The 23,585-nt window shown below is 65.2% G+C and carries 23 protein-coding genes and 1 pseudogene; 14 read left to right on the forward strand and 10 right to left on the reverse strand.

Annotation, left to right across the window (positions count from 1 at the left end):
- Positions 1-218: 218 nt before the first annotated feature.
- Together RX327_RS01140 and RX327_RS01145 are read right to left on the reverse strand one after the other, a co-directional pair.
- Positions 219-1,669: pseudogene (locus RX327_RS01140) on the reverse strand (ammonium transporter).
- Positions 1,670-1,706: 37 nt separating this feature from the next.
- Positions 1,707-2,045, reverse strand: a complete 339-nt coding sequence (locus tag RX327_RS01145) for a P-II family nitrogen regulator (RefSeq protein WP_008142813.1) — start codon at positions 2,043-2,045, stop codon at positions 1,707-1,709.
- Between the two features lie 657 nt (positions 2,046-2,702).
- On the opposite strand from RX327_RS01145, the gene RX327_RS01150 reads away from it, so the two are divergent.
- The 6 genes from RX327_RS01150 to RX327_RS01175 are packed head-to-tail and all read left to right on the forward strand — an operon-like array spanning position 2,703 to position 10,437.
- A complete protein-coding gene (locus RX327_RS01150; RefSeq protein ID WP_050383521.1) occupies positions 2,703-2,948 on the forward strand; it encodes an acyl carrier protein in 246 nt (81 codons plus the stop codon).
- A 4-nt stretch (positions 2,949-2,952) separates the two neighbouring features.
- A complete protein-coding gene (locus tag RX327_RS01155) occupies positions 2,953-4,155 on the forward strand; it encodes an acyl-CoA dehydrogenase family protein (RefSeq protein ID WP_050383522.1) in 1,203 nt (400 codons plus the stop codon).
- A 1-nt stretch (position 4,156) separates the two neighbouring features.
- On the forward strand, positions 4,157-5,080 hold the full coding sequence (locus RX327_RS01160) for an amino acid--[acyl-carrier-protein] ligase (RefSeq protein WP_028335830.1): 924 nt from the start codon (positions 4,157-4,159) through the stop codon (positions 5,078-5,080).
- Position 5,081: 1 nt separating this feature from the next.
- A complete protein-coding gene (locus RX327_RS01165) occupies positions 5,082-6,080 on the forward strand; it encodes a DUF1839 family protein (RefSeq protein WP_050383523.1) in 999 nt (332 codons plus the stop codon).
- A gap of 44 nt (positions 6,081-6,124) precedes the next feature.
- Positions 6,125-8,635 (forward strand): glycoside hydrolase family 2 protein, encoded by a 2,511-nt coding sequence (locus RX327_RS01170; protein WP_193395188.1) that lies wholly within the window; start codon positions 6,125-6,127, stop codon positions 8,633-8,635.
- Complete coding sequence (locus RX327_RS01175; protein ID WP_050383524.1) at positions 8,632-10,437, forward strand: alpha/beta hydrolase; 1,806 nt, start codon at positions 8,632-8,634, stop codon at positions 10,435-10,437. Before RX327_RS01170 ends, RX327_RS01175 begins: the two co-directional genes overlap by 4 nt.
- Positions 10,438-10,465: 28 nt before the next feature.
- Here RX327_RS01175 and RX327_RS01180 read toward each other — a convergent pair whose 3' ends face one another.
- From RX327_RS01180 to RX327_RS01200, 5 genes are all read right to left on the reverse strand, one after another.
- Positions 10,466-11,092 (reverse strand): ATP-dependent Clp protease proteolytic subunit, encoded by a 627-nt coding sequence (locus tag RX327_RS01180; RefSeq protein ID WP_050383525.1) that lies wholly within the window; start codon positions 11,090-11,092, stop codon positions 10,466-10,468.
- Positions 11,093-11,147: 55 nt separating this feature from the next.
- Positions 11,148-11,504, reverse strand: a complete 357-nt coding sequence (locus tag RX327_RS01185) for an SRPBCC domain-containing protein (protein ID WP_028335834.1) — start codon at positions 11,502-11,504, stop codon at positions 11,148-11,150.
- Positions 11,501-11,815, reverse strand: coding sequence for an ArsR/SmtB family transcription factor (locus RX327_RS01190; protein ID WP_016841428.1), 315 nt, complete (start codon positions 11,813-11,815; stop codon positions 11,501-11,503). Before RX327_RS01190 ends, RX327_RS01185 begins: the two co-directional genes overlap by 4 nt.
- 78 nt (positions 11,816-11,893) lie before the next feature.
- Positions 11,894-13,213 (reverse strand): ammonium transporter, encoded by a 1,320-nt coding sequence (locus RX327_RS01195; RefSeq protein ID WP_317249219.1) that lies wholly within the window; start codon positions 13,211-13,213, stop codon positions 11,894-11,896.
- Between the two features lie 147 nt (positions 13,214-13,360).
- Positions 13,361-13,699 carry a P-II family nitrogen regulator gene (locus RX327_RS01200; protein WP_028176997.1) on the reverse strand — a complete coding sequence of 113 codons (339 nt, stop codon included), beginning with the start codon at positions 13,697-13,699 and terminating at the stop codon, positions 13,361-13,363.
- A gap of 325 nt (positions 13,700-14,024) precedes the next feature.
- On the opposite strand from RX327_RS01200, the gene RX327_RS01205 reads away from it, so the two are divergent.
- Positions 14,025-14,915 (forward strand): DUF4339 domain-containing protein, encoded by an 891-nt coding sequence (locus tag RX327_RS01205; protein WP_050383527.1) that lies wholly within the window; start codon positions 14,025-14,027, stop codon positions 14,913-14,915.
- Positions 14,916-14,958: 43 nt separating this feature from the next.
- On the opposite strand, the gene tesB is transcribed toward RX327_RS01205, so the two are convergent.
- The gene (gene tesB / locus RX327_RS01210) at positions 14,959-15,822 is read right to left on the reverse strand and encodes an acyl-CoA thioesterase II (protein ID WP_239628697.1); all 864 of its coding nucleotides are present in this window, start codon (positions 15,820-15,822) and stop codon (positions 14,959-14,961) included.
- Positions 15,823-15,939: 117 nt separating this feature from the next.
- Between tesB and RX327_RS01215 the strand changes: the two genes are divergently transcribed.
- Positions 15,940-17,160, forward strand: coding sequence for a ubiquinone biosynthesis hydroxylase (locus tag RX327_RS01215; RefSeq protein ID WP_317249220.1), 1,221 nt, complete (start codon positions 15,940-15,942; stop codon positions 17,158-17,160).
- Positions 17,161-17,269: 109 nt separating this feature from the next.
- On the opposite strand, the gene RX327_RS01220 is transcribed toward RX327_RS01215, so the two are convergent.
- Together RX327_RS01220 and RX327_RS01225 are read right to left on the reverse strand one after the other, a co-directional pair.
- On the reverse strand, positions 17,270-17,467 hold the full coding sequence (locus RX327_RS01220; RefSeq protein ID WP_018269337.1) for a Trm112 family protein: 198 nt from the start codon (positions 17,465-17,467) through the stop codon (positions 17,270-17,272).
- 106 nt (positions 17,468-17,573) lie between these two features.
- Positions 17,574-18,110, reverse strand: coding sequence for a TetR/AcrR family transcriptional regulator (locus RX327_RS01225; protein ID WP_317249221.1), 537 nt, complete (start codon positions 18,108-18,110; stop codon positions 17,574-17,576).
- A gap of 94 nt (positions 18,111-18,204) precedes the next feature.
- Here RX327_RS01225 and RX327_RS01230 point away from each other — a divergent pair, with 94 nt between their 5' ends.
- From RX327_RS01230 to RX327_RS01255, 6 genes are all read left to right on the forward strand, one after another.
- Positions 18,205-18,555: a hypothetical protein gene (locus RX327_RS01230; protein WP_050383530.1), complete on the forward strand. Its 351-nt coding sequence runs from the start codon at positions 18,205-18,207 to the stop codon at positions 18,553-18,555.
- An 11-nt stretch (positions 18,556-18,566) separates the two neighbouring features.
- Positions 18,567-19,373: a crotonase/enoyl-CoA hydratase family protein gene (locus tag RX327_RS01235; RefSeq protein ID WP_050383531.1), complete on the forward strand. Its 807-nt coding sequence runs from the start codon at positions 18,567-18,569 to the stop codon at positions 19,371-19,373.
- Entirely contained in the window at positions 19,370-19,792 is a 423-nt protein-coding gene (locus tag RX327_RS01240; RefSeq protein ID WP_050383532.1) for a PaaI family thioesterase, read from the forward strand. The genes RX327_RS01235 and RX327_RS01240 overlap by 4 nt, the downstream gene beginning before the upstream one ends.
- Before the next feature lie 161 nt (positions 19,793-19,953).
- The gene (locus RX327_RS01245) at positions 19,954-22,488 is read left to right on the forward strand and encodes an EAL domain-containing protein (protein ID WP_317249222.1); all 2,535 of its coding nucleotides are present in this window, start codon (positions 19,954-19,956) and stop codon (positions 22,486-22,488) included.
- Positions 22,489-22,791: 303 nt separating this feature from the next.
- Positions 22,792-23,007 carry a PepSY domain-containing protein gene (locus tag RX327_RS01250; RefSeq protein WP_410712133.1) on the forward strand — a complete coding sequence of 72 codons (216 nt, stop codon included), beginning with the start codon at positions 22,792-22,794 and terminating at the stop codon, positions 23,005-23,007.
- 10 nt (positions 23,008-23,017) lie between these two features.
- Positions 23,018-23,572 carry a cytochrome b/b6 domain-containing protein gene (locus RX327_RS01255; protein ID WP_317249224.1) on the forward strand — a complete coding sequence of 185 codons (555 nt, stop codon included), beginning with the start codon at positions 23,018-23,020 and terminating at the stop codon, positions 23,570-23,572.
- Positions 23,573-23,585: the final 13 nt, after the last annotated feature.

Genomic DNA, 23,585 nt, shown 5'->3' on the forward strand with positions numbered 1-23,585 from the left:
TTTTCGTTGTTTGTAGCCTGTCATTCCACAATGGCAGGCAATTCCGACAATATTTTCTCAAGCCGCGGAAAAAAAAAAGGGGCTCCAGCTTGCGCTGGAGCCCCTCAACGGTCAGGGCATTGCCGGGTATGTGCCCGAACCGGAGTTGTGGGAACGACCGCTTGGGGAGGTCGCGCCCCGGGAGAACCCAAATTAACGGCCTTCAAGGGCCGTTAACTTTACATGTTGTAGGCGCGCTCGGTGTGCTCGGTGATATCGAGGCCTTCACGCTCGCTCTCGACATTGGCGCGGAGGCCAACGATCACGTCGACGACCTTGTAGAGGATCGCCGAACCGACGCCCGACCACACCAGCGTGGTGCAGACGGCCTTGATCTGGGCGAGCATCTGCGTGGCGAAGTCGTAATCGGCAACCTTCGGCGGGATGGCCGTGTAGTCGACGATGCCGGCGCCGCCGAGAGCGGGGTTGACCAGGATGCCGGTGCCGATGGCGCCGACGATGCCGCCGATGCAGTGCACGCCGAACACGTCGAGGGAGTCATCGTAGCCGAGCGCGTTCTTCACCACGGTGCAGAAGAACAGGCAGACCACGCCGACGACCAGGCCGAGAACGATCGCGCCCATGGGATGCCGGAGAAGCCGGCGGCAGGGGTGACGGCCACGAGGCCCGCGACGGCGCCGGAGATGACGCCGAGCACCGAGGGGTGACCCTTGATGATCCACTCCGCGAACATCCACGACAGCGCGGCGGCCGCGGTGGCGACGAAGGAGTTGGTCATGGCAAGCGCAGCGCCGCCGCTGGCTTCCAGGTTGGAGCCGGCGTTGAAGCCGAACCAGCCGACCCAGAGCAGCGAGGCGCCGATCATCGACATGGTCAGCGAGTGCGGGGCCATCAGCTCCTTGCCGTAACCGACACGCTTGCCGATCAGGAGAGCGCCGACGAGACCTGCGATGCCGGCGTTGATGTGCACCACGGTGCCGCCCGCGAAGTCGATCGCACCCATCTTGAAGATCCAGCCGGCGTCGGCGTTGACCTCGTCGAGCTTGGCCTGCGCCGCGGTCTTCGCCGCCGCGTCACCTGCCGCAGCGAGAGCCTTGGCCGCGTCCTGGATCAGGTCCGGACCGGGCCAGTACCAGACCATGTGCGCGATCGGGAAGTAGATCAGCGTCACCCAGAGCGGGACGAACAGAGCGAGCGCCGAGAACTTCATGCGCTCGGCAAAGGCGCCGACGATGAGGGCGGGCGTGATCGCCGCGAAGGTCATCTGGAAGCACATGTAGATGAGCTCCGAGATGTTGGCGTCGACCGAGAAGGTCGCTGCCTTCGTATCGGTGGTGACGCCCATCATGAAGGCCTTGGAGAAGCCGCCGATGAAGTCGGAGCCGCCGGTGAAGGTGAGGCTGTAGCCGTACACGGCATAGATCACGGTGACGACGCAGACGGTGTAGAACACCTGCATCAGGACGGAGAGCATGTTCTTGGAACGGACGAGACCGCCGTAGAACAGCGCGAGGCCGGGGATCGTCATCAACAGCACCAGCACTGTCGATGTCATCATCCAGGCGTTGTCTCCCTTGTTGACCGTTGGCTCGGCGTAGGCTGCGGTCGCAGCGAACAGGCCGACTGCGAGAGCCGCCAATCCCGCGCCATAGGGACGCTTGAACGTCATATTATTTACTCCTGATTGGATAAGGTTGAGCGCGAAATCAGAGGGCCGCGGCATCGGCCTCGCCGGTGCGGATGCGCACCGCATGGTCGAGGTTGATGACGAAGATCTTGCCGTCGCCGATCTGTCCGGTTTTCGCCGCGGACGTGATGGCGTCGATGGTCTTGTCGACCTGATCGGAGGCGACAGCGACCTCGATCTTGATCTTGGGCAGGAAGCTCACGGCATATTCGGCGCCGCGATAGATTTCCGTATGACCCTTCTGGCGGCCATACCCCTTGACTTCCGTCACCGTGAGACCGTGAACGCCGATGGCGGTCAGGGCGTCACGGACTTCTTCCAGCTTGAATGGCTTAATAATCGCCATAACAATTTTCATGGGTCCTATCCCCGCTTGGGCCCGGTGCGAATCAACACCGGGAGTTTCGACTGAGGTTCACCACGCGGAGGACATCCACTACGCGGGCACAGCCGGACCCCTAGAATCAAATGCCGTGCCAGACGGCCGGAGTTCGCTAATGGATTATGAATCCGGACCTTTTCCCGCTTTGCGGGAGGGGGTTGCCCCTGCGCTATTCCGCCGCGCCTAAAATATGGTCAGGCCTGTCTAGAACGCAGGCAGGGCTAACTCCGGACACAATTCTGCTCAGCCGCGGTGCAGTACGCGGTATCCGGCGAGGGCTTCCGGGCCCGCCCCGCGGTCCGCGACCACTCTCTCGATCATGTCGCCATTCGCGTCTGCCGGACGGTTGCGCGATGGGAATTTGATGTTGGGTTTCATCGGCTTGTTTGGGTTCCCACCCGAAACAGGACCGGCGCGAAGACATTTGCGGGCACCTCGCCGCGTCGTTCTGCGCGAAGCGGACAAGGGCTCGCATCAGGTACGCCCGCCAGGATGGCAAATGCCGGACTTTTGCGGACGCTCGTTACGGATCGTTAGCTGTCTGTAGCATTGTCGTTCCGGCGTTAACGCCGCCGTTGCCGTCGTTGCGCTATTGCCGCCGCATAAGAACTTCAATGACAGGTGGGGCAACCAATGATTGATCGTATCCGCGCGCTGCTCGAGCAGCAGCCGATGATTTCGGTGGATTTCAACACAATCACCGACGACACGAATCTCTATGACGCAGGGCTGACATCGTTCGCCACGGTGCAGGTAATGCTGGCGCTTGAGGAAGAGTTCAACATCGAATTTCCCGAAGCGATGCTCACGCGACGGACCTTCTCGTCGCTCGCCAACGTCGCGGACGCCGTTTCACGGCTGACACAGCGGGCGGCGTAAAACCATGAGCGTGGTGAGAAAGATAGAGCCCGTGCCGGCCTCTGCCGCCACGCCGGCCGAGCGCATGCGTCGGGTCGCCAAGGTCGCGGCGCAGCAGGTCGATGCGGTAGACCGCGAGGGCCGCTTCCCGGCCGATACCATCGAAGCATTGAAGCGCGAGCGCCTGCTCGGCGTCGCGATTCCCGTCGAGCATGGCGGGGAGGAATTGGGCACGATGGAGATCGCGGAGCTGATCGTTCAGCTCGCCCAGGCGTGCGGCTCGAGCGCCATGATCTACGCCATGCACCAGATCAAGACGTCGAGCTTCGTCAGCCATGGCGGCGCCAGCGACTGGCATCTGGCCTATATGCGCCGCATTGCGGCGGAGCAGTTGCTGATGGCCTCGGCGACCACGGAAGCCGGCATCGGCGGCAATTTGCGCAATTCGATCTGTGCGGTCGAAGTGGCAGACGGCCGCTTCTCGCTGACAAAGGAAGCAACCGTTATTTCCTACGGCCGCCACGCCGACGCGATTCTTGCCACGGCGCGGCGCGCTCCCGACGCGGCAAGCTCCGATCAGGTGATGGTTGTCATTCCCGCGGACCTGAACCGCACGCTGGAGCGCACCTCCGTATGGGATACGCTCGGAATGCGCGGCACCTGTTCGGACGGTTTCCATCTCGTCGCGCATGGCGACGCGGCGCAGATCTTCCCCAAGCCGTTCTCGGAGATCGCGGCACAGTCGATGCTGGCGAGCTCGCATATCTTCTGGGCGGCGACCTGGTTCGGTATCGCCACCGACGCCTTCAATCGCGCGCAAGCATTCGTCAAGGCAGCGGCGCGCAAGCAGGCGGACGGAAATCTGCCGCCGGGCGCGCTTCGGCTCGCCGAGGCGGCCGCCCTGCTTCAGGAGATGAAGGGTCATCTCACGGCCGCGATTGACCGCTTCGATGCGGCCAAGGGCAATGACGACGCGCTCTCCTCGATTGGCTTTACCGCCGAGATCAACGCGTTGAAGGTTGCTGCGAGCGAGAAGGCCGGGGCGATCGTGCGGCTCGCCATGCTGGTCAACGGCATCGTCGGCTACAAGAACGGCACGCCGTTCAGCGTCGGCAGACACCTGCGCGATGTGAGCTCAGCGCCGCTGATGATTTCGAACGACCGTATTCTTTCCAACACCGCGACGCTCCTGCTGATGAGCCGCTTTGACACCAGCCTGAGAGGTTGAGATGGACGCCAAGACGTTCGATGCCAAGAGCCTGCTCGACACACTGTTCGACAAGAGCATCCTGTTCAAGACCGGAGTAGACGGGCTTTATGGCCGCTCCGGCGTTTTCGAAGACGTGATCGAGCGCTTTGAGCGGCTCGTGACCAGCATCGGAGCGCCAGACAAGGCAACCCGCATCCACTTCCCGCCGGGCATGAGTCGCGCCACGCTTGAAGGCAGTGGCTATATGAAAAGCTTCCCGCAGCTTGCAGGCTGCGTGCATTCCTTCATGGGCGGCGAGCGCGAGCACGCGCAGCTTCTCGGCATGATGGCTGCGGGGGAGGACTGGACCGAACTGCAGCAGGCGACGAACGTCGTGCTGACGCCAGCCGCCTGCTATCCGCTCTATCCGACCGTTGCCGCGCGCGGTCCGGTGCCCGATGACGGTGTGCTGTTCGAGCTTTCCTCTTATTGCTTCCGTCATGAGCCTTCCAAGGATCCCGCGCGCATGCAGCTGTTCCGCATGCGCGAATTCGTCCGCATCGGGACGGCCGAGCAGGTGTGCGCCTTCCGCGAAAGCTGGCTGGAGCGCGGCAAGGCGATGATCGAATCCCTCGACCTGCCCTGCGAGGTTGATCTCGCCAACGATCCGTTCTTCGGTCGGGGCGGCAAGATGATGGCCAACAATCAGCGCGACGAGGGACTCAAGTTCGAGCTGCTGATCCCGGTAACCAGTATCGAGAAACCGACGGCCTGCTTGTCCTTCAATTATCATCGCGACCATTTTGGCCAGACCTGGGGCCTCAAATTCGCGGATGGCAGCCTGTGCCACTCGGCCTGCGTCGGCTTCGGGCTGGAGCGCGTGGCGCTCGCGCTGTTCCGCCACCACGGGCCTGAGGTCGAGGCATGGCCGGCTTCCGTGCGCGACACGCTTTGGGGCAACTGAAATGCAGAGTGCCATCGCCGGGCTCGATCCGGCCGACTACAAACCGCACCTGCTCCACGACGCGGAGCGGCGATGGCCGCAAACCAACTGCTATGTCGATCTTCTGATCGAGGTCATGCATGCGAACGGGAATGACCCGGTCGCTGCGCTCGGCTTCACCGTGGCGCAGGATTTCGAAGGCGACCAGTTCACGTTCTTCAAGTTCCCGACGGCCGACCTGCAGCGATTGGCCGGCCTGGATATCCAGGAACTGTCCGTGTTCGATCGTCTGGAGGCGCACGTTCTCAATCAGATCGAGCGCGGGCGGCTGCCGCTGGTCGAGGTCGATGCTTTCTACCTGCCCGACACGAAGGGCATCACCTATCGCAGTGGCCATTCCAAGACGACGATCGGCGTCAACGTGCTCGTTCCCGGGCGCCGCCACATGGCCTACTTCCACAACGACGGCTACTTCGCCCTGGACGGCGAGGACTATGACGGCATTTTCGAGCAGCGCAACGGCGCGCCGGCCGGCGGCCTGCCGCTGTTTCCCTATGCCGAGTTCGTCAAGTTCAACGCCACGCGCCCCTCGCGCGAGCCGGTCAGTGCGGCCACGGAAATCCTCGCGCAGCATCTGCGGCGGAGGCCGAAGCGCAATCCGCTCGATGCCTATGCGGCCGTGTTCGGCGGCCATGCCGAGGCACTGGCCGCCCGATCACCGGAGTATTTTCACGTCTACGCCTTCAACACGTTGCGGCAGGTGGGCGCCAATTTCGAACTCCTCTCCAGTCATCTGGAATGGCTGGGACGGCACGGCGAGACCGGTCTGGCCGAGGCGATCGAAGCCGCCGCGGCAATCGCCGAGGGCGCCAAGGTCATGCAATTCAAGCTCGCCCGCGCCATGGCCCGGCATCGGTTCGATGGCCTCGCGGACGCCATCGGGCCGATGGCCAAGGCCTGGCAAACGGTGATGAACGCTCTGGACGGTCGCATGGCGGATCTCGCCAGCAAGGCAGCGTAGGACCGGCCTGCCGGTCATGGGAATGCATGTGTATGGACGCTTTGGTGTCGACGACCGACACGGCCGAGCCTCTGGACAGCGGCTGGTGCATGGTCGTCTCGCCGGCCGGCGCGTGGGCGTCTCCGGCGGCGATCGACGGCAGCGCCGAATGGCTGGAGGCGGCGTGCCCCGGCACGGCCGCTGCTGCGCTGGAACGGCTTGGCCGCTGGGACCGCAACCATCCCACTCCGCTGCACGACCAGGACGTCTGGTATCGTCGCCGGCTCGATGTCACCGGCCCGGCCCGTCTCGTATTTGACGGCTTGGCGACGGTTGCAGAGGTCTGGCTCGACGATCGCCTCGTGCTGTCCTCGACCTCGATGTTCGAGCGCCATGATGTCGCCCTGACGCTTGCCGGCGGCGAGCAACTGGCCATCGCATTCCGCAGCCTCGACCGCCATCTGGAAACCCTGACTGGTCCGCGTGCGCGCTGGCGGCCGCGCATGATCGACGATCAGCGGTTGAGGCTCGTACGGACCACGCTGATCGGCCATATGCCGGGTTGGTCCCCTGGCTTCGACATCGTCGGACCATGGCGACCGATCAAGCTGATCCGCGATACCAACCGGCAAGGCGTGCGCGATGTGCAAATGCAGGCCGACCTCGCCGGCACAACAGGGCATCTTTCCATCGCGATCACGCTGGTCGAGCCGTTTGATGACGCGCCGGCCACGGTCGCCTGTGCGGGCGCTGTCGCCGCACTGATCTCAGAGACAGCGACGCGGCTGACGGCGAAACTGGATATTGCGAACGTTGCGCCATGGTGGCCGAGCAGCCATGGCGATCCGGCGTTGCACGAGGTTGTCGTCACGCTCGGCTCGATGCGAGTAGCGCTCGGCCGCGTCGGCTTCCGGCATATCGAGATCGATCGCGGCACCGACGGACGCGGCTTTCGGCTGGTCGTCAACGGCGTATCCGTCTTTTGTCGCGGCTCGGTGTGGACGCCGTCCGACCTGGTGCGGCTGCCGTCCTCACGCGAAGAGATCGCGCGCGACCTCGATCTTGCACGACGGGCGGGCGTCAACATGCTCAGGGTCGGCGGCACGTTCGTCTACGAGGGCGACGCATTTCACGAGCTTTGCGACGAGATGGGCATCCTGGTCTGGCAGGACCTGATGCTCGCCAATTTCGACTATCCGGCGAAGGACGAAGCCTGGCAGGCGTCGCTCTCGCGCGAGGTCGGGAATTTGCTCGGGCGGCTCAGGCATTCGCCGTCACTCGCCGTCCTGTGCGGCGGCAGCGAGGTGGCGCAGCAGGCGGCGATGATGGGCTTGCCGATGTCGATGGACCCGACGCCCTGGTTCGACAAGGTGGTGCGCCCCATCGCCGAAGCGAAGCGTCCCGACCTGGTGCTTGTGACGTCATCGCCATCCGGCGGCAACCTGCCTTTCACGGCTGATGGCGGGCCGATGCATTATTACGGGGTCGGCGCCTATTGCCGCCCGCTGGATGACGCGCGCCGGGCCGAAGTGCGCTTCGCGAGCGAATGCCTTGCCTTTGCCAATGTGCCTGACCAGGCAACGCTGGATGCGCATCTGCCGGTGCCGCCGGTGCACGATCCGCGCTGGAAGGCGGGCGTGCCGCGCGACGTCGGCGCGTCGTGGGACTTCGAGGATGTGCGCGAGCATTATCTGGAAACGCTTTTTTCCGTCGACGCGCGCCGGCTGCGCATCGAAGATACCAGACGCTATCTCGAGCTCTCCCGTGCGGTGACGACCGAGGTGGTGGAGCGCACCATCGACGAATGGCGCAGGCCCTGTTCGCCGACGGCAGGAGCGCTGCTGTTCTTCTGGAAGGACTTGCGGCCGGGCGCGGGTTGGGGCGTGGTCGATTCGACCGGCCGGCCGAAGCCCGTCTGGCACGGGCTCAGGCGCGCATTTGCCCCGCTACGGCTGATCCTGAGCGACGAGGGCGTCAACGGGCTGACCGTCCATGCCGTCAACGATACGGCGAAGATCGTTCAAGCGACATTATCGCTGACCTGTCTGCGGGACGGCGTCACGCCGGTGGTGTCAGCGCGCCAACCGATCAGCGTGCCGGCGCACGGCGGCCTGTCGCTTTCGGCCTTCTCGGTGCTCGGCGCCTTTTTCGATATTTCCTACGCCTATCGCTTCGGGCCGCCCGGACATGAAGTCACCGTTGCAAGGCTGGAAGGCGACGACGGGAAGGTCTTTGCTGAGGCCTTCCATGTGCTGCCGGATGTCATGACCGCGCGGCGCGACGTGGGCCTGACTGTGAGTTTGGTGCGTCGGAAGGACGCGTGGCGACTGCGGCTGGCCTGCAAACGCGCGGCCTACCACGTCTCCATCCAGGACGATCGGTTCGTTCCAACGGAGAACAATTTTCACCTGATGCCGGGCATCGAGCGGGAGGTCGGCCTTGACGGTTCGCCCCTGGCCATACCTGGCGGCGCGGTGACGGCGCTCAATGCCGATCGCGACGCGAGCTACGAGGTGCCGAGAGCGGAAGAATTGGAAGTCGTGCGGACAAAGGATTCCGCCGGGAGCATGACATGAAACCAGTTGTCTTTGCCGATACCATCGGCTGGCTGAACGGAGCGAAGGGGCGGCGGGGCGTTGTCATCGCCGGCGCGCATGGTCATGAGGATCTGTGCAGTCGCCGATTCCTGAAGCTGTTGTCCGACAAGGCGGCCGCGGCGGGCCTTCCTGTCCTGCTGTTTGACTATCCCGGCTGCGGCAACGCCGCCGGCGACCATTCGGCGCCGGGCCGGGTGATGGCCTGGACCGCAAGCATCGGCGCGGCGATCGACCGGTTGAAGCGGGATTGCGGCGTGGAGGATGTCGTCCTCGCCGGCTTCCGTCTCGGCGCGCTGCTGGCCCCGCTCGCTGCGGCGGGGCGGGACGACGTGGCAGGCCTCGCGCTGCTCGCGCCACCGAGTTCCGGCAAGACCTATGTGCGCGAAATCACCGCGATGTCGCGCGTGATCGATGGGTCGCTCGCGAAGAGCGCCGCAAGCGACGCGACGTTCGCCGAGGGACGCGAGGCCGTCGGCTTCCGGCTTTCGCATGAGACGCTCGCCGATCTGTCGAGGCTGGATTGGCGGCGGGCCGTCGCGGCCCTTCCGCCCCTGCCGATGCTTTTGATCGCGAACGGAAAGCCGTTGGCAGGCTCTGACATCCGCGACGGTCAAACTTCTTTCGAAGGCGCGACAATCGCGGAGTTCAAGGACTATCACCTGCTCATGTGCGACCCGACCGCGAACCGGATCCCGGCCGACGTTGTCGATTGCTGGGCGGATTGGTTGTCCGACCGGGCCGTCGCCGGCGTAGCTCAGGGCGTCGTATCCTTGACCGGCCGCGAGCTATTGGAGGGATCGCACTACACGGAGGAACCGGTTGTGATCAGGCAGGCGCCATTGATCTGTGGCGTGCTGACCCGGCCACGTGACAGCCATGCTGCGGCCGATCCGGTCATCTTCCTCAACTCCGGCGGCGTGCCGCATGTCGGTTGGGCGCGCGGCACGGTCGAGGCGGCGCGCGAGCTTGCCGCCGCCGGCGTGGCGTCGCTACGCATTGACCTGCCGGGCCTCGGCCTGAGCGACGATCCCGGGAGCAATCGTCTGTTCCTCTACGATTCCCGCACCCGCTTCGACGTCGGCGCGGCGATTGACTGGATGCAGCGGGCGGGCTTTGCCAAAGTCGAGCTTGTGGGCACATGCTCGGGCGCCTTCCAGGCTCTTCACACGGCGCGCGCGGACCGCCGCGTCCGCGCCCTGACCATGATCAACCCGCTCTGCTTTGCCTGGAACAGTTCCTACGCGCTGGAGCTTACGGCCTGGAAAGCATACGAAGCCTCCAAGGCGAATCGCGGAAGCCAGCAGCAGATCGGTGCGGCGGAGGGGTCTGCGATGACGACCAAGTCCGCCTGGAAGCTGCCAGTGTCAGGTAGCGCCAGGCGGCTGGTGCGGCGCGGATTGGAAGCCGTCAAGTCGACGCTGTCGGCGATGCATCCGTCCGCATTGCTTGGTCGTAACCGTGTCGAGCGCTGGATGCGCGAGCTTTGCAGCCGCGGCGTGCGCGTCCTCATGGTCACCTCGGACGGCGATCTCAGCCTGCAGGAGATCGCACGGCATTTTGGTCAGGACGGCAAACGGCTCACAAGCATCCCTGGAGTGACGCGGTTGACGCTGCCGAACGCCGACCATTCGCTGACGCCTCGTCATGCGCGGCGCGCTGTCGTCGCGCGCCTGATCGACCACCGCGGCGGCGGCAGGCGCGGAGGATCGAGCCGTCCCGATGCTGTGCGGGTCACGGCGCAGCATGCCGAGGTGAAGCCTAAATCGATGGCGCTGTCATGAAACGGTTTGGCCGCTCCAGCGACGAAGATCAGCGCGGCGCCGGATCATGCTTTTCGGCGGCGTCGCGTTCGGCGAAGACCTTGTCGATCAATCCCCATTCGAGCGCCTGCTGCGCGGACATGAAGTGATCGCGATCCAGGGTCCGTTCCACGTCGGCTTCGGTGCGCCCGCAGTGCTGCGCATAGAGCCGGATGATGCGCCGCTTGGTCTCCTGCATCTCGGTGGCATGGATCAGGATGTCCGACGCCTGACCCTGGAAGCCGCCGAGCGGCTGATGCACGTGGAGGCTCGCATTCGGCAGCGCGGCGCGGTGACCGGGCTCGCCGGCCATCAAAAGGAACGACCCCATCGAGCGCGCCGTGCCCATGCACAGCGTGTGCACCGGTGCCTTGATGAACTGCATGGTGTCGTACATCGCAAGCCCGCTGGTGATCACGCCGCCATAGGAGTTGATGTAGAGGTTGATCGGCTTGTGCGGATTCTCCGCCTCGAGGAACAGCAGCTGGGCGCAGACCAGTCCGGACATCGCATCATTGACCTCGCCGTTCAGGAAGATGATGCGCTCGCGCAGGAGCCTGGAATAGATGTCGAAGGAACGTTCGCCGCGGCTCGACTGTTCGACGACCATAGGGACGAGTTGCATCATGTCGCGCATCGGCGACCTCCATTGCTGCAGGTGATGAAGTTTCAGCGGGTGACGAGGTTTGTGATCAGGCCGCGCGCATCAGGCAGCGGTTGTTGCTGTTGGCCGGTTGCGGCTGCTTTCCCCTGATGTCGCAGGCTTGCTGGATGATGCGAAAGCGGGTGCCGCCGGCCTCGTTCGGCTCGATCCGGAAGGTGACATGGCTTTCGCGAAACGGCGGCTCGGACTCGCGCAGCCGGAAGCGCACCTCTTCGCCAGCGATCGATGAGAGGGGTTCAGCGTCCGCGAGATCGCAATCCGGGAGCCAGCGTTCGCGCAGGGCCGGAATGGTCACCGCGCGCCACACTTTTTCAGGCGGTGCATCGAGCTCGTATTCGAGCACCAGGTCGGCGTCGGCATGATCAGGCTCAACTGCGTCGCTCATTGATCCATGTCCTTCAGCAGATCGGAGAGCGCTTCGATGCGCTTCGGCCAATAGGCGCGGTAGCGGGCGAGCCAGGTCCCGATGCTGGCGATGCCGTCCGGGTCGACCTCATAATTCACGAAGCGGCCCTGCCGCTGCTCGCGCACCAGCCCTGCCGCGCGCAGCACCGCCAGATGCTGCGACATCGCCGGCTGGCTGATCTCTAGTCCGTCGCGCAAGGCGCTGGCGTTCAGGCTGCCGCCGGCCAGCTTCTCAAAGACCTTGCGGCGGGTCGGATCGGCCAGAGCCTTGAAGATATCGGTGTCGACCATGACGACACATAAGCATACACTTATGTGTCGCGCAAGCCGGAACTGGCTCGACGTTCGGAACGGGGCGAGCCGGACGGCTTACTGCAGCGCCTCGCCGTGCTGGGAGATGTCGAGACCTTCGAGCTCCTGCTGCATCGAAACGCGCAGCGGGACGAAGGCGCTGACCAGCTTGAGCAGCACGAAGGTGACGCCGCCGCACCAGACAAAGGTAGCCGCGACGCCGTAGAGCTGGATCAGCAGCTGCCTCGGATTGCCCTCGAGCAGGCCGGACGTGCCGCCGATCGCCGAGGCCGCGAACACGCCGGCAAGCAGCGTGCCGGTCAGGCCGCCGATGCCGTGCACGCCGAACACGTCGAGCGAGTCGTCGTACTTGAAGCGATGCTTCAGCCAGGTGCAGGCCCAGAAGCAGACCAGGCCGGCAATGATGCCGATGACGACGCCGTGCCACGGCGCGACGAAGCCGGATGCCGGCGTGATGGTGCCGAGGCCGGCCACCGCGCCGGAGACCATGCCGAGCACGGAGGGTTTGCGCCGCGTCGACCATTCGATCGCGCCCCATGTCAGCGCGCCGGCGCAGGCGGCAAGATGGGTCGCGATGATCGCCATCACCGCGCGTGAATTCGCCGAAAGCGCCGAGCCGCCATTGAAGCCGAACCAGCCGACCCACAGCAGGCCGGTGCCCATCACCGCGAGCGACAGATCGAACGGCGAGAGATTCTCGGTGCCGTAGCCGTGACGTCGCCCCATCACCTTGGCCGCAACGAGGCCGCCGGTGCCGGCCGACAGGTGCACCACGAGGCCGCCGGCGAAATCCAGCACGCCCATGCTGGCGAGGAAGCCGCCGCCCCACACCCAATGCGCCAGCGGGATGTAGACGAAGATGAACCAGGCGACGGAGAACAGGAGATAGGCGGAGAACCGCATGCGGTCGGCGACCGAGCCCGCGACCAGGGCGACCGTGATGATCGCAAACGTCATCTGGTACAGCATGAACAGCGATTCCGGGATGGTCTTCGCCGCAGGATTGACGCTGTCCATGGTCATGCCGGCGAGAAACCAGCGGTCGAGCGTGCCGATCCACGGCCCGTCGCCGACGAAGCAGAGCGAATAGCCGAAGGCCACCCAGAGAATGGAGATCATCGTCACCGCGGCCAGGCTCTGCGCCATGGTGGCGAGCACGTTCTTCTTGCGCACCATGCCGGAATAGAACAGCGCGAGCCCCGGGATCGTCATCATCAGCACCAGCGCGGTGGCGACGATCATCCAGGCCGTGTCGGCGGTGTTGATCCCGGCGCTGGATGCCGAGTCTTGCGCGAAGGCCGGCGTGGCTTGCGCGAACAGGATTGCAGCAGTGATCGGCGCAGCTGATATCGCTGCACGAAGAGCTCGTGCCCCCATCATCATTCCCCGGCGGTCGTGGTTTCTTGGTGTGCGGTTGTGGCGTGCGCCGGCGTCGTTGCCGGCGATGATCTCGATCGTTTTGTTTGGGCATGATCTCCGCGCAAACGCTTTCCGCGTTTGTCGCGAGGGATCATGCTCCAGGGTTCAGAGCGCGTCGCTGTCGGTTTCGCCGGTGCGGATGCGCAGCGCATGGTCGATCGGCGTGACGAAGATCTTGCCGTCGCCGATCTGCCCGGTGCGGGCGGTCGCGGTGATCACGCTGACCGCCTTGTCGGCAACGTCGGAAGCGACCGCGATCTCGATGCGCAGCTTGGGCAGGAAGTTCACGACATATTCGGCGCCGCGATAGATCTCGGTGTGGCCCTTCTGCCGACCGTAACCCTTCACCTCGGTCACGGTCATGCCGTGGACGCCGATCGCGGTCAGGGCCTGCCGGACCTCATCGAGCTTGAAGGGTTTGATGATCGCGACGACGAGTTTCATGGTTCAGGCCTATTCCCTTGAGGTTTTCCGTGTGCGCCCGTCCCGGAGCGGCACTTGCCGTCCCGTGAGCCGGCACCTGCTGCCTCCCGGAGCGGCAATTTGCCATCCCCGAGCGGCACTTCGCGTCCGCCAAATCTGGCATCTTTTCGGGCAAATGGCATAAAAAAGTTGCAGATTGAAGCGGAAAACATGCGCAGCGCGTGCGCTCCCTCACTGTACGGAATGGAAACGCTCGGCCACAATGTGGCTTTCCCGCCCCGGCCAGCGCTCTTGCTGGTTCGTTTCGCCTATCGCGCGTCCCTGCGCGCGCCCGAGGAAACAAGGAATGTCGAACCGAAACTGGTTTTATGCATCCGAAGGCCAGCAAAAGGGCCCCTTGCCTGAAACCCAGCTCCGCGACCTGATCACCCGGGGCATGGTGGGGGCCGACACCCTGGTGTGGACCGAGGGCATGGCCGGCTGGCAAAAGGCCGGGGAGATTCCGGGCCTCGTCCCGAGCGCCGGCGCGCCGCCGGCATTTCCGCAGGCCGGCGGACCGCCGCCGGTGGTGGCGTCCGGAAGCTATAGCGGCGGCGCGCTGTCCGCCGACTTCCCGATCTGGGGCCTGTTCGGCCGCAGCCTCTTGATGTTCATCGGCCAGATTCTCGTCATCCCGGCGCCGTGGACCGCGACCGGCCTGTACCGCTTTGCGATCCCCTATATCCGCGTGCCGGGCCGCCCGCATTTCGCCTTCACCGGGCAGCCGCTCGACATCTGGTGGGTCTTCATCGTGCTCGGCCTTCTGACCTATGCCGGCGCGGCCAACAGCAACATCGTGACGCTGCTCTCGCTGCTGTTACAGGGCTTCCTGAGCTGGATGATCGTGCGCTGGATCATCGGCCATCTCAGCTCGAGCGGCCAGGATCTGCCGATCTCGTTCAGGGGCAGCCCGGTCGCCTATGTCGGCTGGTACGTGGCGATGGTGGTCTCGGCCATCACCATCATCGGCTGGGCCTGGGTGCTGACCGCCTGGATGCGCTGGATCTGCCGCAACATCGACGGCACGCGCCGCGAGGTCAGCTTCAATGGGTCCGGCATCGAGGTGCTGTGGCGAACCATCGTGTTCACGATCGCCTGCGGCTTCCTGATCCCGATTCCGTGGGTGCTGCGCTGGTACGGCAACTGGTTCGTCTCGCAATTCGCGCTGACCGAGCGCGGCGCCTACGCCGGCCAGTAAGCGCGATCGCATCGTGCCGACCGGCTCTGTTCGAGCGTGAGCTCTATGCCTTCCGCTCGCGCACGGAGCCTTCCTGCGCGACGGAGGCGACCAGCGTGCCGTCGGGCTTGAAGATCGAGCCGCGGGTCAGGCCGCGGCCGCCTTGTGCGCTCGGCGAATCCTGCGCGTAGAGCAGCCATTCGTCGGCGCGGAAGGGGCGGTGAAACCACATCGCGTGGTCGAGGCTCGCCGGCATCATGCGCTTGTCGAACAGCGTGCGGCCATAGCGCGCCATGATCGCATCGAGCAGCGAGAAATCCGAGGCATAGGCGAGCGCGCACATATGCAGCGCCGGATCGTCGGCCAGCTTCGCCGCGGTCTTGATCCAGACGTGAATGCGGCCGTCGTCGATCTTCTGGCCGAAATATCGGCCGAGCTCGACCGGGCGCAGCTCGATCGGGCGGTCGGATTCATAGTAGCGGCGGATGAACTCCGGCATCTCCTTGAACATCGGCTGCTTCGCGACCTCCTCCGCCGTGAGCTTCTCCGGCGGCGGCACGTCGGGCATCTTGTCCTGATGGTCGAACGCGCTTTCCTCCTCGGCGTGGAACGACACCATGATCGAGAAGATCGCGTTGCCGTGCTGGATCGCGGTGACGCGGCGGGTCGAATAGCTCTTGCCGTCGCGCAGGCGCTCGACCTGGTAGATGATCGGGATCTGCGGATCGCCCGGCAGGATGAAATAGCAATGCAGCGAATGCGGCAGCCGGCCCTCGACGGTGCGGCACGCGGCAACCATCGCCTGCCCGATCACCTGGCCGCCGAACACCCGCTGCCAGCTTGTCTTTGGGCTGTTGCCGCGGAACAGATTCACCTCGAGCTGCTCGAGGTCGAGGATCGAAATGAGGTCGATCAGGCTTTTGGACATGGATAGGCCCCGGAATGACGATTGGGGCTGTTAGCCGCCCTTGTTTCTAAACTCTGTTTCGCCCAGCTAATATCAGGTAGCAAGTCTCCTTTGATGGCGTAATCGAGTAAGGATCGCATGCCGGCACAGCGAAGTATTGTCATCTGCGGGGGTGCGTTTGCAGGGCTTGCGCTGGCCTTGGCGCTGCGCCAGGGGCTCGGGCCCGAGATCCCCGTCATCGTCGCCGATCCCGCGCTCGGCGCGCGGCCGAGCCGCGACCCCCGCGCCACGGCGATCGTGGCCGCCTGCCGCCGCCTGTTCGAGACGATCGGCGCCTGGGGCCAGGTGGCGCCGACGGCGCAGCCGATCACGGATATGGTCGTGACCGACTCCAAGCTGGAGGACGCGACGCGCCCGGTGTTCCTGACCTTCGCCGGCAATGTCGCGCCCGGCGAGCCGTTCGCCCATATGGTCGAGAACCGCTATTTGATCGATGCGCTCGCGAGCCGTGCCGAAGCCGAGGGCGTCGAACTGCGCGCCGCCGCGGTGTCGAGCTTCGCGTCGCGGCCCGACGGCGTCAGCGTTACGCTGGCCGGCGGCACCGTGATCGCGGCGAGCCTGCTGGTCGCCGCCGATGGCGCGAGGTCGAAGCTGCGCGAGCGCGCCGGCATCGCCACCCATGGCTGGGAATACGACCAGTCCGGCATCGTCGTCACCGTCGGCCATGAGCGCGATCATGAGGGCCGCGCCGAAGAGCATTTCCTGCCCGCAGGACCCTTCGCAATCCTGCCGTTGTCGGGCAAACGCTCGTCGCTGGTGTGGACCGAGACGCGCAACGATGCCGCGCGCATCGTCGCCTTGAACGAAGAGCAATTCCAAGCCGAGCTCGAGCAGCGTTTCGGCCTGCATCTCGGCGAGGTGAAGGCACTCGACAAGCCGCGCGCGTTTCCGCTGTCTTATTTCGTTGCGCGGTCCTTCATTGCCGAGCGCTTGGCGCTGGTCGGCGATGCCGCCCACGTCATCCACCCGATCGCGGGGCAGGGGCTCAATATGGGCCTGAAGGATGTCGCCGCGCTGGCGGAAGTGGTCGTCGATGCCGCACGGCTCGGCATGGATATCGGCGGCGCCGACGTGCTCGAACGCTACCAGCGCTGGCGCCGCTTCGACACCATGGCGATGGGCGTTGCCACCAACTCGCTGAACTTCCTGTTCTCCAACCAGTCGACGCTGCTGCGCACGGTGCGCGACATCGGCCTCGGCCTCGTCGACCGCGCCCCGCCGCTGAAGAACCTCTTCATCCGCCAGGCCGCGGGGCTCACCGGCGAGGTGCCGCGGCTGTTGAAGGGCGAGGCGCTTTAGGACTTGCGTAGGTCCCGTAGCCCGGATGAAGCGAAGCGAAATCCGGAGCAGACTATCGGCGGTGAGACTTTTCCGGATTGCGCTGCGCTTCATCCGGGCTACGCTTACATCAATCGATCTTGCGCGCCTCTTCCGGCAGCATGATCGGGATGCCGTCGCGGATCGGATAGGCGAGCTTTGCCGAGCGCGAAATCAGCTCCTGCCGCGCTGCGTCGAATTCCAGCGGCCCCTTGGTGATCGGGCACACCAGGATTTCGAGCAGTTTTGGGTCGGCGGTGCTCTCGAGATGGTCGGTCGTGGAATTCATTGCGGTCTCCGACTGGAGCGTTTTCGAGCGAAGTGGTGGCCGGTTCGCGTAAAGAAAACGCGTCAGAATAAACTGGCCGTGATGTAGCACATCCAAATGTCAGCTGTCAGCGCCTGGCCATCCGCAGCAGCTCGTCGATCGCGGCCTGCTGGCGCGGCTTCGGCAGCGCATGCTCGGACAGCGCGTAGCCGATGAAGGCCCAATAGAAGATCTGCGCGCGGCCGCGCGCCACCTCGTCCGGGAATCCGGCTTGCCGCAGCAGGGTTTCGATATAGCCGATCCGGCGCTGGTCGACCTCGAGCACGGCGGCGCGCGCTTCGGCGTCCGCGGTGGCCCAGCTGCGCACCGCGCGTTCCAGCGCCAGCCGCGCCGAGAAGGCACGGCGTAGCAACAGCGCCAGCGCGTCGCCGCCTTGCGGAATGGTCTCGAGCTCGGCGATCACCTGCTCGGCCGCGACCTCGCGCCAATGGGTGAGGATCGCCGCGCGGTAGGCGCCGAGGTCGGCGAAATGCCAATAAAAGCTGCCGCGCGAGACGCCCATGGCCTTGGCCAGCGGATCGGCTTTCAGCGCCGTGAAGCCACGTCGCGCCAGCGTCTTCAGACCCTGATCGAGCCAGTCCTTGACCGAGAGCTGTTCCGTCATGGTTCCCCGTCCGCGCGGCCCACCATACACAAGTGTATTGACAGGCGCCAGCGGCCGGTATCATATCCATACAGTAGTGTATGGAGGCATCGCTATGCGTGATCTTCTGCTGCAGGGCGCCGGCGTCGTCGCCATTCTGGTCAGCCTGATCCATGGCGTGCTCGGCGAGACCAGGATATTCGCGCGCGCCACCGTCGAGCCGCCGCGCCTGCGGCTCTTGCTTCGCCTGGTCTATCAGGCCGGCACCGTCGCCTGGATCGGCGGCGGCGTGCTGCTGATCGCCGCGCCCCTGATGGCCTCCGATGCCGCGCGGCACTGGATCGTGGCGACGCTCGGTGTCGTGTTCGGCGTAGCGGCACTCGCCAACGCGGTGGCGACCCGCTTCCGCCACTTCGGCTGGATGGCGATGAGCGTCGTCGTGGCGCTCGCCGCCGCCGGCTACTAGCGAGGGCGATCATGACGGCCGATCGCGCCAGCCTCAGCATCGCCGATGGCGTCGCGGACGTCAGGCTCAACCGCCCTGACAAGCTCAATGCGCTCGATCCGGCGATGTTCGCCGCGATCGCCGAAATCGGTGCGCAGCTCGCGGACAACCGCAAGCTCCGCGCCGTGGTGCTCTCGGGCGAAGGGCAGGCCTTCTGCGCAGGCCTCGACATGGAGCGTCTGGTCGCAACGACGGAGGGCGAATCCATCCTGCCCTTCGCTGATCTCGGCCGTCGGACCCACGGCATTGCCAACTTTGCGCAGCATCTGGTGTGGCTCTGGCGCGAGCTGCCGGTGCCGGTCATCGCCGCCGTCCACGGCATAGCCTTCGGCGGCGGCTTTCAGCTGATGCTCGGTGCCGACATCAGATATCTCGCACCCGGCACGCGCCTTGCGATCATCGAAGGCAAATGGGGGTTGGTGCCCGACATGGCCGGCACGCAGCTGATGCGCCATCTTGCGCGCGAGGATGTGGTCCGTGAACTCACCTACACCGCGCGCGTCTTTTCCGCGGACGAGGCGCTTGGTCATGGCTTCGTCACCCGGATCGTCGAACAGCCGCGCGAGGCCGCGCTGGAGACGGCGCGCGCAATCGCGGACCGCAGCCCGGATGCGATCCGCGCCGCCAAGCGGCTGCTCAATCTTGCAGCCGATCGCGATGCGGCGACCGGACTTGCGGCCGAAACGGCCGAACAGGCGCTTCTGCTCGGCTCGCCCAATCACATCGAGGCCGTCAGGGCGAATCTCGAACGGTGGCCCCCGCAATGGAGTTTTACATGACGACTGGCCCGGGCTTCGATCTCGAACGTCTCGTTGCGACCAATGCGTCGGCCGCCTTCAACCGGCTTGCCGGCTTCGAGGTCGTCACCGCCGGCACCGGCACGGTGGAACTACGGATGCCCTGGCGCGACGATCTCACCCAATATGCGGGACACCTGCACGCCGGGATGATCGCGGCGCTGCTCGACACCGCCTGCGGCTTTGCCGCGGCGTCGATCGCAGGTTCCGTCACCGCATCCCATTTCTCGATGAACTGCCTGAAGCCCGCGCTGGGCCGCTGCTTCATCGCCAAAGGAACCACATTGCGTGCGGGGCGCAGGCAGGTCTTCGCGCGCGCGGAACTTTTTGCGGAGAACGAGCAAGGTGAAACCTCGCTGGTTGCAACCGGTGAAACCGTGCTCGTTCCGCTGGCAGGCTGAGCCGCGCGGATCGCGCATCGCTGTGAAATTTATGGAGCCATCAATTTCGGTGCGGAATCGGCTTACGCGCGGATAACCATGCTACTGAAAGTTGCAGAATATTATCGAGAAGACAATTCAATCAGCCTAGCCTGTGCGTACGGACAACCATGGACCGACGCATGTTTCGTGTTCTTACGTGCCTTTCAGGTGAGCATGACTGGCGGCTCGTTCTGCTCGCCGGGCTGGTCTGCTTCGTCGCCAGTATTGTGGCGGTCAATATTTTTCATCGCGCAATTGCATCGCAGGCGAGGACACGGCTGATCTGGATTGCGATCGCGGGCGCCGCGATCGGCTACGGCATCTGGGCAACGCATTTCATCGCCATGCTGGCCTATGAGCCGGGAATCCCCACCGGCTACGGTATCGTCCTCACCGGGCTGTCGCTCGCCGCGGCGATGATGCTGACCTCCGGCGGCCTCGGCCTTGCCGCCAGCGACTCCAGCCGCTGGCGCGCGCCGGTCGGCGGCGCCGTGATCGGAGCCGGCATCGCCAGCATGCACTATCTCGGGATGTGGGCGCTGGAAGTACCGGGTCACGTGGTCTGGTCGCTCGATCTCGTGGCGGCCTCCGTCGTGCTCGGCATGCTGTTCGGTTACGCCGCGCTGGCGATCGCGGTGCGCCATCAGGATCGCTGGATGTCGCTCGCCGCGGCGCTGCTGCTGACGCTTGCGATCGTGTCGCATCATTTCACCGCGATGGGCGCGGTCGAGATCGTTCCGGATCCGTTGCTGGCTCCGGCGGCCCTGTCGCTCTCGCCGGCCTTCCTCGCTATCGTGATCGCCGGTGTGGCGCTCTCGGTGCTCGGCATGAGCCTGGTCGGCGTGCTCGCGGATCGCCGGCTGGCGCTTCGCACCCGCCGCTTCGAGGAGATCATCAGCCAGCTTTCGTCGGCGCGACAGCAGGTCGAGGCGTCGCAGAAGGAGCTGGAGGAGCAGAGGTTCCGGCTGGATACCGCGATCAACCACATGGGTGAGGGCCTCTGCATGTTCGATGCGGAGAAGCGCCTCGTCGTCTGCAACGATCGCTACGCCAAGATGTACCGGCTGCCGCCGGAATTGCTGCTGCCCGGCACGTCCCATCGCGAGATCATCAGGCATCGGATCGCCAACGGCATTCTCAAGGGCGAGACCAGCGACAGCGCCGCCACGCAGGTGCTCGCGACATTGAACGCGCTCCCGGCCGGCGAGATCAGCAGCCGGGTCGACGAGCTCGCCGACGGCCGCTTGATCTGCGTGACGCGGCAGCCGATGCCCGGCGGCGGCTGGGTGGCGACGCATCGCGACGTCACCGAGCAGCGGCGCTCCGAGGCCAAGATCACCTATATGGCGCAGCACGACGCGCTGACCGATCTGCCGAACCGCGTGCTGCTCAAGGAATGGATGGAGCGCGCGCTGTCCGGTGCCCGGTGCGGCGGACCGAGCCTTGCGGTGTTGATGCTCGATCTCGACCGCTTCAAGGACGTCAACGACACGCTCGGGCATCCGGCGGGCGACGCGCTGCTGAAGTCGGTGGCCGCGCGCTTGCGCAGATCCGTCAGCGATACGACGCTGATCGCGCGGCTCGGCGGCGACGAGTTCGCGGTGATCGACTATGTCGGCGATCCGGTCACGGAAGCGGGCCTGCTCGCCGAGAAGATCAGAAAGGCGCTCAGCGAGCCGATCGATCTCGGCGATCATCGGGTGACCACCACGACCAGCATCGGCATTGCGATCGCACCGCGCGACGGCACCGATTCGGACGAGGTGCTGCGCAGCGCCGATCTCGCGCTTTACTCGGCCAAGAGCGGCGGGCGCGGCTCGTTCCGCTTCTTCGAGCCGGAGCTCGATCGGCTGCTGCAGGCCCGGCGCGGCCTCGAGCTCGACCTGCGTCGTGCGTTCGCCAATGGCGAGTTCGAGCTGCACTATCAGCCGTTCATCCATGTCGCGAGCGGGGAGACCTGCGGCTTCGAGGCGTTGCTCCGCTGGCACCATCCGCACCGCGGCATGGTATCTCCGGCGCAGTTCATTCCGCTGGCGGAAGAGACCGGCCTGATCGTGCCGCTGGGGGAATGGGTGCTGCGCACCGCGTGTGCGGAGGCCGCCAAATGGCCGGGCGACCTCAAGATCGCGATCAACCTGTCGCCTGTGCAGTTCAGGAGTCCGGAGTTGGTCCCGGTGATCGTGCACGCGCTGGCGAGCGCCGGAATTTCGCCGGGGCGCCTCGAGCTCGAGGTCACCGAAACGGCCATCATTCAGGACAGCGAAGCGGTGTTTACCGCGCTTAGCCAACTGCACGATCTCGGGGTGCGGATCGCGCTCGACGACTTCGGCACCGGCTACTCGTCGCTGAGCTTTCTGCAGAAGTTTCCGTTCGACAAGGTCAAGATCGACCGCAGCTTCGTGTCCGAGCTCTCGGGCGCGACCGACGAGTCGCGCCGGATCGCGCGCGCGATCGTGCGCTTTGCCGTCAGCCTCGGCAAGACCACGACGGCCGAAGGCGTTGAAACCAGGGAGCAGCTCGACATCCTCCGCGCCGATGCCTGCGTGGAAGTGCAGGGCTTCCACTTCAGCCCGCCGGTGCAGAGCGAGAAGGTCGCGCAGATGATCGGCGGGCGAACCCCGGCAGCGGCCGAATGGCCTGCGGTTCGTTTCGCCATGGCGGGTGCCGCATCCTGATCGATGGGCTGCGCCGGGCGGCCCCGATACGCATGAGGCGTAAGGCCGCAGCACGCCGCCAAAACCAAACTGCGCGTGGAGCGCAAAGCGGTTTTCGCGACCGTTAGAATTCCTCTAAAGCCAGCCGTCGCGGCGCTTCCTTGACTTGGCAATCGCCTCAGCATTCTTCACGCATGTGCCCTGCGCGAAGGCGTTGTGGGTATGATTGTCAACGGAGGGGATATGCGCGTGAGAGTGATTTTGAGCGCTGCGCTTGCAGCATGCGTATTTGGGAGCGTTCTTGGACTGACGGGATCGGCGGCCATGGCCGACGGTTTCAAGAACTGCACCAAGCTCGACAAGGCGTCGTGGAAGCCGGCCAGCGAAGCCGAAGCCAAGGCCAAGGCGGCGGGCTACGAGGTGCGTCGCTCCAAGGTCGAGGGCTCGTGCTACGAGGTCTACGGCGTCAAGGAAGGCAAGCTCTACGAGCTGTTCTACAGCCCCGAAGATCTCAGCCTCAAGCACACGATCGCCAAGTGAAGCAGGCGCGATGACGGAGGCGGCGCCGGGCGCCCGCGGCGCGACCAGCGTGCAGGTCTGGGACCTGCCGCTGCGGCTGTGGCACTGGGCGCTCGCCATCCTCGTCCTGGTCGCCTGGGTGACGCCCAGCACCTATGACCGAGTGCACCGGGTGGCGGGGTATTCGGTGATCGCCCTGCTGGCATTCCGGCTGATCTGGGGCTTTGCCGGCACGCGCTACGCGCGTTTCGGCAGGCTCGGCGTTCGCCTGCGCGCGGCGCCGCGCTACATCTGGAATCTCCGGCGCGGCATGACCGGCCGCTATATCGGGCTCAATCCCGCCGGCAGCTTGATGCTGGTCGCGCTGCTGGCCTCGCTCGCCGTCTCGACGATCACCGGCGCGATGTCGGTGACAGTCACCTTCTTCGGCGTGTGGTGGGTCGAAGACACCCACGCCTATGCCTCGGATGCGGTCATGGTGCTGGTCGGGCTGCACGTGCTCGGCGTCGTCGTGGTCGGCTTGCTGCAGCGTCAGAACCTGGTGCGTGCGATGTTCACCGGCCGCAAGCAGCTGCGCAATCGCTGATGGGCGGGAAGCT

The sequence above is a fragment of the Bradyrhizobium sp. BEA-2-5 genome, assembly GCF_032918025.1.
Classification (GTDB): domain Bacteria; phylum Pseudomonadota; class Alphaproteobacteria; order Rhizobiales; family Xanthobacteraceae; genus Bradyrhizobium; species Bradyrhizobium pachyrhizi.